The sequence below is a fragment of the Rhodococcus rhodnii NBRC 100604 genome, from assembly GCF_001894925.1.
In the GTDB taxonomy this organism is placed as follows: Bacteria; Actinomycetota; Actinomycetes; order Mycobacteriales; family Mycobacteriaceae; genus Rhodococcus_F; species Rhodococcus_F rhodnii.
Genome location: NZ_BCXD01000030.1, coordinates 33,524 through 42,559, shown reverse-complemented (window position 1 = coordinate 42,559; position 9,036 = coordinate 33,524). Strand labels below are relative to the sequence as shown.

The 9,036-nt window shown below is 70.2% G+C and carries 5 protein-coding genes; 3 read left to right on the top strand and 2 right to left on the bottom strand.

Features of this window, described 5'->3' with window-relative positions; all coding sequences use genetic code 11:
* The first annotated feature begins 50 nt into the window (after positions 1-50).
* Positions 51-1,064, top strand: coding sequence for an ATPase BagA (bagA, locus tag RR1_RS18470; protein ID WP_040772337.1), 1,014 nt, complete (start codon positions 51-53; stop codon positions 1,062-1,064).
* Positions 1,061-2,194, top strand: coding sequence for an ArsA family ATPase (gene bagB / locus RR1_RS18465; RefSeq protein WP_010837029.1), 1,134 nt, complete (start codon positions 1,061-1,063; stop codon positions 2,192-2,194). Before bagA ends, bagB begins: the two co-directional genes overlap by 4 nt.
* 49 nt (positions 2,195-2,243) lie before the next feature.
* Here bagB and RR1_RS18460 read toward each other — a convergent pair whose 3' ends face one another.
* On the bottom strand, positions 2,244-2,564 hold the full coding sequence (locus RR1_RS18460) for a WhiB family transcriptional regulator (protein ID WP_040772336.1): 321 nt from the start codon (positions 2,562-2,564) through the stop codon (positions 2,244-2,246).
* A 313-nt stretch (positions 2,565-2,877) separates the two neighbouring features.
* Between RR1_RS18460 and RR1_RS18455 the strand changes: the two genes are divergently transcribed.
* Positions 2,878-5,271, top strand: coding sequence for a penicillin-binding protein (locus RR1_RS18455; protein ID WP_010837026.1), 2,394 nt, complete (start codon positions 2,878-2,880; stop codon positions 5,269-5,271).
* Here the strand turns inward: RR1_RS18455 and RR1_RS18450 are convergent.
* The gene (locus RR1_RS18450; protein ID WP_338010964.1) at positions 5,243-8,674 is read right to left on the bottom strand and encodes an indolepyruvate ferredoxin oxidoreductase family protein; all 3,432 of its coding nucleotides are present in this window, start codon (positions 8,672-8,674) and stop codon (positions 5,243-5,245) included. The genes RR1_RS18455 and RR1_RS18450 overlap by 29 nt on opposite strands.
* Positions 8,675-9,036 lie beyond the last annotated feature (362 nt).

Below are 9,036 nucleotides of genomic sequence, written 5' to 3'. Positions count from 1 at the left end.
AGTTATAGGCTCCACAGGTGGCCGATACCCGCAAGGACGCACCACCGACGGTGTCCTCCCCCGGACTCTCGACTTCGACGTGGCCCGACGCCGCCGCACGCGCCCGCCTGCACTTCGTGTCGGGCAAGGGCGGGACGGGCAAGTCGACCGTCGCCGCCGCACTCGCGCTGGCGCTCGCCGAGGGCGGCCGTCGCGTGCTGCTCGTCGAGGTCGAGGGCAGGCAGTCGATCGCTCCGCTGTTCGAGCGTCCGCCCCTGCCGCCCACCGAGACTCGCGTCGCGGCCGCCCAGGGCGGTGGCGAGGTGACCGCTCTCGCGATCGACATCGAGACGGCGTTCCTCGAATACCTCGACATGTTCTACAACCTCGGCTTCGCGGGACGCGCGATGCGCAAGGTCGGCGCGATCGAGTTCGCGACGACGCTCGCACCGGGGCTCCGTGACGTCCTGCTCACGGGCAAGATCAAGGAGACCGTCGTCCGCACCGGCGACGACGGCGGCCGCGCGTACGACGCCGTCGTCGTCGATTCGCCGCCGACCGGACGGATCGGCAGCTTCCTCGACGTCACGAAGGCGATGGCCGATCTCGCGAAGGGCGGGCCCGTCCGGGCGCAGAGCGAGGGCGTCGTGCGGCTGCTGCACTCCGACGACACCGTCGTGCATCTCGTGACGCTGCTCGAGGCGCTGCCGGTGCAGGAGACGGCCGACGCCGCAGCAGAACTCGCGGCGTCCGGCATGAACCTGGGCGCGGTCGTCGTCAATCGTGCGCTGCCGCAACTGCTGCCGTCCGCTGCGCTCGGCGACATCGCCGACGGCGTCGTGGACGCCGACGCGGTGCGCACGGCGCTGGGGCAGGTCTCGCTCGACCTCGACGACGACGATTTCGCGGGCCTGCTCACCGAGACCGTCGAGCACGCGTCCGTCGTGCGAGCGCAGGCAGCGAGTTCGGCCCAGCTCGACGAGGTCGGCGGCGCACGGCTACAGTTGCCCGCCCTCATCGGTGGAGTCGATCTCGGCGGGTTGTACGAACTCTCGTCCGCTCTCGTCGAACAGGGGGTCCGGTGACCGATCGGAAACGCAGGAGCGCACCGGCACTCGACGTCGCCGGGATCATCGAGGACCCGGCGACGCACGTCGTCGTGTGCTGTGGCGCGGGCGGTGTCGGAAAGACGACGACGGCAGCGGCGCTCGCGCTGCGGGCTGCCGAGAACGGGCGCAAGGTCGTGGTCCTCACGATCGATCCCGCGCGGCGGCTCGCGCAGGCGCTCGGGGTCGGCGAGCTCGACAACACCCCACGCCCGGTGGATCTCGGGAAGGACGCGACCGGGTCGCTGCACGCGATGATGCTCAACATGCGCCGCACGTTCGACGACATGGTGATCGAGCACTCCCCCGCCGACAAGGCCGAACAGATCCTGTCGAACCCCTTCTATCAGACCGTCGCGACGTCGTTCTCCGGCACGCAGGAGTACATGGCGATGGAGAAGCTCGGGCAGCTCGTCCACGAGGGCGAGTGGGATCTCGTCGTCGTCGACACGCCGCCGTCGCGCAACGCTCTCGACTTCCTCGACGCGCCGCAGCGGCTCGGAGCGTTCCTGGACAGCCGCATGATGCGGCTGTTCACGGCGCCGGGCCGCGGCCTGACGAAGTTCGTCGCGGGCGCGATGGGGCTCGCCCTCAAGGGCGTCTCGACGATCGTCGGCAGCCAGATGCTGTCGGACGCCTCGGCGTTCGTGCAGTCGCTGGATTCGATGTTCGGCGGTTTCCGCGAGCGCGCGAACCGGACGTACGAGTTGCTGCGCCGGCCGGGGACGTCGTTCATGGTCGTCGCGGCGGGTGAGCCTGATGCGCTGCGCGAGGCGGCGTTCTTCGTCGACCGGCTGACCGACGAGGACATGCCGCTCGCCGGCCTGATCCTCAACCGCACTCATCCGACGCTGCTGTCGCTGTCGGCGGAACAGGCCGCCGACGCCGCGGACCGGCTGGAGTCGGCGGGAGACGCCGAGCTCGCCGTGGGCGTGCTCCGAGTCCACGCGCTGCGTGCCGCGACGGCCCGGCGCGAGGTCCATCTGCTGGCGCGGTTCACGTCGGGTCATCCCCGCGTGCCGATCGTGGGTGTGCCGTCGCTGCCGTTCGAGGTCTCGGACCTGGACGCACTGCGCGCGGTCGGTGATCAGCTCACGAGTACCACGTGAGCGTCACCGGCCGCGCGCGTCGGACCGCATGTGACCTGTGGGAATCGAGTCAGATCGCCTTCTGGGCACGCTGAGCCGCGAAGAAGTCGGCCCACGACGTGACCTCGGGGTGCTGCTTGAGGAGTGCGCGGCGCTGCCGTTCCGTCATGCCGCCCCACACCCCGAACTCCACGCGGTTGTCGAGCGCGTCGGCTCCGCACTCCATCATCACGGGGCAGTGCCTGCAGATCGTCGCGGCCTTGCGTTGCGCCGCTCCTCGCACGAAGAGTTGATCCGGGTCCACCTGGCGGCAGCGTGCCTGGGTGACCCACGCGATACGCGCCTCGGCTTCTTCCACGTTGAGTCGCGTGATCGGGGTGGATGAGTGCATGTCGTATCCCCTCTTCTGGCGAACCCCGCTCCCCGCGGCGTTCTCGGTGTGCGCGTATCCGGGCTTGTACCCCCGGAAGGGCGCGAACACTCCTCACTGGGTGTTATCTCCATCACACTGTGCTGACAATCTATGACCAGTCCGATCCGGATGCAAGGCGTCCGCCCCGTTTTACTGGTACGTGCGTCCCCACGTGTGACAGTGGCTGACTACCCCACGCCACACGTTCCAAACCGATCGGCCGAAAAAAGTCCGGTGGAATCTGCGAGTGCGGGTTCGGTGCGCGACGGCCCCTCCCACGTACCCTGTACGCGTGGCGAAGGCGAAGGCGAACAGTGTGTGGAAGCTCGTGGCGTTCTCCGCGGTCGCGGGCATCCTCCTCGCAGGAGTGCTCTTTCCGTTGGCGGGCGGCTTCGGCTACGCATCGAACCGAGCGGCCGACACCGTGGACAACACGTCCGCCGAACTCGTGGACGGCGCCGTCCCCGCCGTGTCCACGATGGTCGACGCCGAGGGCAATCCCATCGCGTGGCTCTACGACCAGCGCCGCTTCGAGGTCCCGAGCGACCGCATCTCCAACGACATGAAGCTCGCGATCGTCTCGATCGAGGATCGCCGATTCGCCGATCACCAGGGCGTCGACTGGCAGGGCACGATCCGCGCCTTCCTCACCAACACCACGAGCGGCGAGGTCCAGCAGGGCGCGTCGACGATCGATCAGCAGTACGTGAAGAACTACCAGCTGCTCGTCGTCGCGAAGACCGACGCCGAACGCCGTGCCGCCATCGAGACGACGCCCGCACGCAAAATCCGCGAGATCCGGATGGCGCTCACGCTCGACAAGGAACTCACGAAGGACGAGATCCTCACTCGCTACCTCAATCTCGTTCCGTTCGGTAACGGTTCGTTCGGCATCCAGGACGCCGCGCAGACGTACTTCGGGATCGACGCCGCCGATCTCGACGCCCGCCAGTCGGCGATGCTCGCCGGCATGGTGCAGTCGAGTTCGGCCCTCAACCCGTACACGAACACCGAGGGCGTGACCGATCGCCGCAACGTCGTTCTCGACACGATGATCCAGAACATCCCCGATCGCGCAGACGAGTTCCGGGCGATGAAGGAGGAGCCGCTCGGCGTGCTGCCCGAGCCCAATCTGCTCCCGCGCGGCTGCATCTCGGCGGGCGACCGCGGGTTCTTCTGCGACTACGCACTGCAGTACCTCGAGAACTCCGGACTCAGCCGCGAACAGATCGAGAAGGGCGGATACCTCATCAGGACGACGCTCGACCCGCAGGTCCAGGCGTCGACCAAGGAGGCCGTCTCCGCGAACGCGAGCCCGTCGCTGCCCGACGTCGCGAACGTGATGAACGTCGTGCAGCCGGGCCAGGATCAGCACCGCGTCCTCGCGATGACGTCGAGCAGGACCTACGGCCTGAACGCCGACGCCCACGAGACCGTGCAGCCGCAGCCGTACTCGCTCGGCGGTGCCGGTGCCGGCTCGATCTTCAAGATCTTCACGGTCGCGGCCGCGATGGAGAAGGGCCTCGGCACGAACGCCGTCTTCGACGTCCCCGGCCGCTTCGAGGCGCGTGGCATGGGTAGCGGCGGCGCTCGCGGGTGCCCGCCGGCGACGTACTGCGTCGAGAACGCCGGGCAGTACGCACCGCGTCTGTCGGTGACCGATGCGCTCGCACAGTCGCCGAACACGGCGTTCGTCAAGCTCATCCAGGAGACGGGCGTCGAGCCGACGGTCGACATGGCCGTGCGGCTGGGTATGCGCTCCTACGCGAACCCGCGCACGAGCGGTTTCGACGAGCGCAGCCTCGCCGACTTCCAGAAGGACCAGAACCTCGGATCGTTCACGCTCGGCCCGACGTGGATCAACCCGCTCGAACTCTCCAACGTCGCAGCGACTCTCGCGTCGCACGGCAAGTGGTGCCCGCCGACCCCGATCGACTCGGTGTACGACCGCTCCGGCAATCCTGTGCCGATCTCCGAGGAGGCGTGCCAGCAGGTCGTCGAGCCCGGTCTCGCCGACACGCTCGCGAACGCGATGAGCAAGGACGATCTGCCCGGCGGCACGTCGGCGGCCGCCGCGGGCTCGACCGGATGGACGCTCCCGATGTCCGGCAAGACGGGCACCACCGAGTCGCACATGTCGTCCGGGTTCCTCGGCTTCACCAACAACCTCGCGGGTGCCGCCTACGTCTTCGGCGACTCGCCGACGCCGGGCCAGATCTGCTCGTCGCCGCTCCGGTCGTGTGGCGACGGCGATCTCTTCGGCGGAAACGAGCCGGCACGGACCTGGTATCAGGCGATCTCGCCCATCGTGAACGACTTCGGCGCGACGGCACTGCCGCCGATCGACCAGAAGTACGCGCGTGGCTCCCAGGCCGGCCAGGTGCCGGACGTCGTCGGGCTCTCGCAGGGCGATGCGACGTCGCAGCTGCAGGGCGCGGGCTTCTCCGTCAACGCCGTGACGGTGCGTTCGGCAGCGCAGCGCGACACCGTCGCCAGCCAGGCGCCGTCGGGTTCGGCGGTGCCGGGGTCGGAGATCACGATCTCGATCAGCGACGGCAGCGTTCCCGCGGCCCCCGACGGCCCGAGGCCCGAAGGCGCCGGGCCGCCCGAGGGCAACGGCGGCGGACAGACGATTCAGATCCCGGGCATGCCCGACATCACTCTGCCGCGGATGCCGGGCCGGTGATCCCGACCGGAACGGCGACGCCGAGTTCGGTGAGCCGGTCCACGTAGCGGACGACCGACCGCAGCTTGACCTCCTCGTATCCGCGAACGAGGTCGGCTGCGGCGGCCGTCGCCGTCGCCTCGTCGTAGGTGCGCTCGGTCAGCCGGGTGGCGAGGTCGGCCGTCGTGGCGTCGTAGTGCGCGATCAAGGCGCGTTCGAGCTTGCGGACGGCGGTGTGCCCGAAGGGGTCGAGGACGGTCCCGCGGAGGCGTTTCGCACCCGCGAGGACGCGCAGGGCGCCGTGCGTCCTGGGTGAGAAGCCGATCTTGCCCTCGCGGCCGAGTGCTTTGAGCAGCGGTGGATGCAGCCGGAACGTCGGGCGGCTCGCACCGGGAACCTGCCGTCCGATCGTGTCGGTGAACGCGGGATCGGTGAGCAGCGCCGCGACCTCGTACTCGTCCTTGTACGCGGCGAGCTTGTGCCAGCCGCGCGCGAGCGCCGCCGAGAAGTCGGTCCGCTCCCCCAGGCGCCGCTCGGCGTCCCACGCACGCTGCACCGCGTCGACGTAGCGGCGCGCGAGCCGCTCGCCGGTGTGCCGCACGAGATCCGCTGCGCGAGTGTCGACGAGCGCGCGGACGGGCCCCTCGATCGTGCACCGGTCGAGCGCCCGCACCGGCCGCGCCTCGGCACGTGCGCGCAGCGGGTCGGTGGCTCGGGCGAAGGCGGCGGGGTCCGCGACCGCGGCCCTGCCCCACCCGAACGCGGCGAGGTTCTCCTCGACGGAGACACCGTTGACGGTGATGGCGCGCTCGATCGCAGCGGGTTCGAGCGGGACGGCACCGGACTGCACGGCGGCACCGACGAGCAGGAAGTTCGCCGTCGTCGTGTCGCCGAACAGTCGCTGCGCCGCCGCGAGGGCATCCATCGTCACGAGCCGCGCGCATCGGGCGTCGAGCCGCGCGAGCATGTCGCTCTCGTCGGGATACGCGAGGCTCGCGTCGTGGATCATCGCGCCCGTGGGGGTGCGCGACGTCGAGGCGACGGTGACGGTGCGCTGCGCGTCGCCCTGATCGACCCACCGCGCGTCGGCGGCGGTGAGCAGATCGAACGCGAGGACGCAGTCCGCGGAGGCGGCGCCGACGCGGTTCGAGGCGTCGAGGTCCGAGACCGAGAACTTGAGGTGCGAGGTGACCGGGCCCGCCTTCTGGCTCAGGCCGGTCTGGTCGAGCCCGCTCGCGACGTAGCCGGCGCTCGCCGCCGCCGTCGCGAGCACCTGGTTGACGGTGACGATCCCGGTGCCGCCGATGCCGGCGAGGAACACGTTCCATGTCCGCGACGGCGGCGCCGCCGCAGGGTCGGGCACATGCGGCGGCGGTGTGACGGTCCGCTCGGGCGCCTCGTCGGGGGCTTCGACGGTGACGAACGACGGGCAGTTGCCGTCGAGGCACGAGTAGTCGGTGTTGCAGCTCGTCTGGTCGATGCGCGTCTTGCGTCCGAACTCGGTCTCGACCGGCTGGACGGACAGGCAGTTCGATTTCACGCCGCAGTCGCCGCAGCCCTCGCACACGGCTTCGTTGATGACGACGCGCGTGCTGCGCACCGGCATCGTTCCCCGCTTGCGCTGCCGTCGGACGTCGGCGGCGCAGTGCTGGTCGTAGATCAGGACTGTGACGCCGGGTTCGTCGCGGAGCATGCGCTGCGCCTCGTCGAGCCGGTCGCGATCCCACACGAGTGTTCCTGCGGCGAGCCTGCTGCCGCGGTGCCGGCGCGGCTCGTCCGAGCACACGACGATGCGGCGGACGCCGTCGGCCGCGAGTTTGAGGGTGAGCTCGGCGATGCCGCGCTCACCCTCGGGATGCTGTGCGCCGGTCATCGCGACGGCGCCGTTGTAGAGGAGCTTGTAGGTGACGTTCACGCCGGCCGCGACCGCCGCCTGTACCGCGAGCTGCCCGGAGTGGAAGTACGTTCCGTCGCCGAGGTTCTGGAAGATGTGGCCTTCGGACGTGAACGGCGCCTGCCCGATCCACTGCGCGCCCTCGCCGCCCATCTGGGTCAGGCCGGTGACGGCGACGTCGGGGCGCGAGGACATCGTCACCATCGTGTGGCAGCCGATTCCGCCTGCCGCGAGCGAACCGTCGGGAACGACGGTCGAGCGATTGTGCGGGCAGCCCGAGCAGAACGACGCCGTGCGGGCCGTGGGCAGCACGGTGAGTTCGAGGCGGGGCGGCCGCGGCCGCGGCAGCGTGAGGCGTTCGCCGAGCACCGCACGGAGCGGTGCCGCGAGCCGGTCCGCCGTCAGCTCGCCGTCGGCGGGGATCAGCGGGGTTCCGTCGGCGCCGCGTCGCCCGTGCACGGCGGGACGAGTCGCGGCGTCGTACAGCGCGTCGCGGACCTGGCGTTCGACGAACGGCGACTTCTCCTCGACCACGAGAACCTGTGCGACGCCGCGCGCCGCGCGCCGGACGCGGTCGCCGCCGAGCGGGTACGGCATTCCGACGCGCAGGAGCCGGACCCCGGCGCGCTCGAGTTCGGCGTCGCCGAGGCCGAGATCGCGCAGCGCCTGCCGGACGGCGTCGTAGGCCGTTCCGGGCGCGACGATCGCGAGCCACGCGTCGGCGGGGTCGACGTCGAGCGAGTCGAGGTCGTTGGCCGCACCGTATGCCTCGACCATCGCCCATCGCGGGCCGACGAGCGCCGCTTCGGCGAGCAGGCTGTCGGGCGGTGCGGCGAGCACGCGCTGTTCGTAGCGCCAGGGCGAACCGTTCCAGTCCAGTTGCGGCACAGTGATACCCAGTGCTGTGGTGTCGAGCGTGTAGGTCGAGAGGCCGTCCGCGACGTCGGACACGATCTTCATCCCGACCCAGCAGCCCGACGCACGCGAGAGCGCGATACCGTGCAGCGAGAACGCGACGATCTCGTTCGCGTCGCGGGGGAACAGCACCGGCATGTCGAGCGCGGCGAGGAGGCGTTCGGACGCGGCGGGCACCGTCGACGACTTGGATGCCGGGTCGTCGCCGACGTAGGCGAGCACGCCGCCGGACGGGTGCGCGCCGTACATCGAGCCGTGCCGCATCGCGTCGCCCGAGCGGTCGAGGCCGGGACCCTTGCCGTACCAGACTCCGACGACGCCGTCGCGATCCTGCCCGCCGATCGGGTTCTGGCTCCCCCAGACGGCGGTGGCCGCGAGCTCTTCGTTGAGCCCGGGCACGAAGTGGACGTCGTGCTCGCCGGTGAGCCCGTCGATTCCGGTGAGCATCTTGTCGACACCCGCGAGCGGACTGCCCTGGTATCCCGAGACGAACGTCGCGACGGTGCGCCCGGCGCGCAGGTCGAGCGCATGCTGCTCGACGAGCGCGCGCCCGATGGCCTGCACCCCGCTGAGCAGGGCGGGACGCGCACCGGGACGGTACCGATCCGACAGCATGTCGGGTGACGGTGCGCCCGGCGCGGAGACCGGACGGTCCGTGGTCGTGTCGTGAGGTTCGTACAACTGGGTCATCGGTGGCTCCCCGGGTGTCACGGCACCGAGGATCGCCCGGCGCCGAGGTCGACTCGTTCCACCAGAGTGATCCATGTCACTGATCTGGTCAACAGAACCGGAGAGAGCTGTCCCCCTCGCGCACGTATCGCGCGCTGCGCCGGGCTCAGGTGATCAGACTGCCCAGAATCGCGCCGCGGGGACCGGCGACGGCTTCGGATTTCCCACGCATCGGGAGTGTCGGTGGCGCAGGTGAAGATTCCCAGAGAAGAACGAAACCCCGGTGACGTGCACCGAGTGCAGAGGCC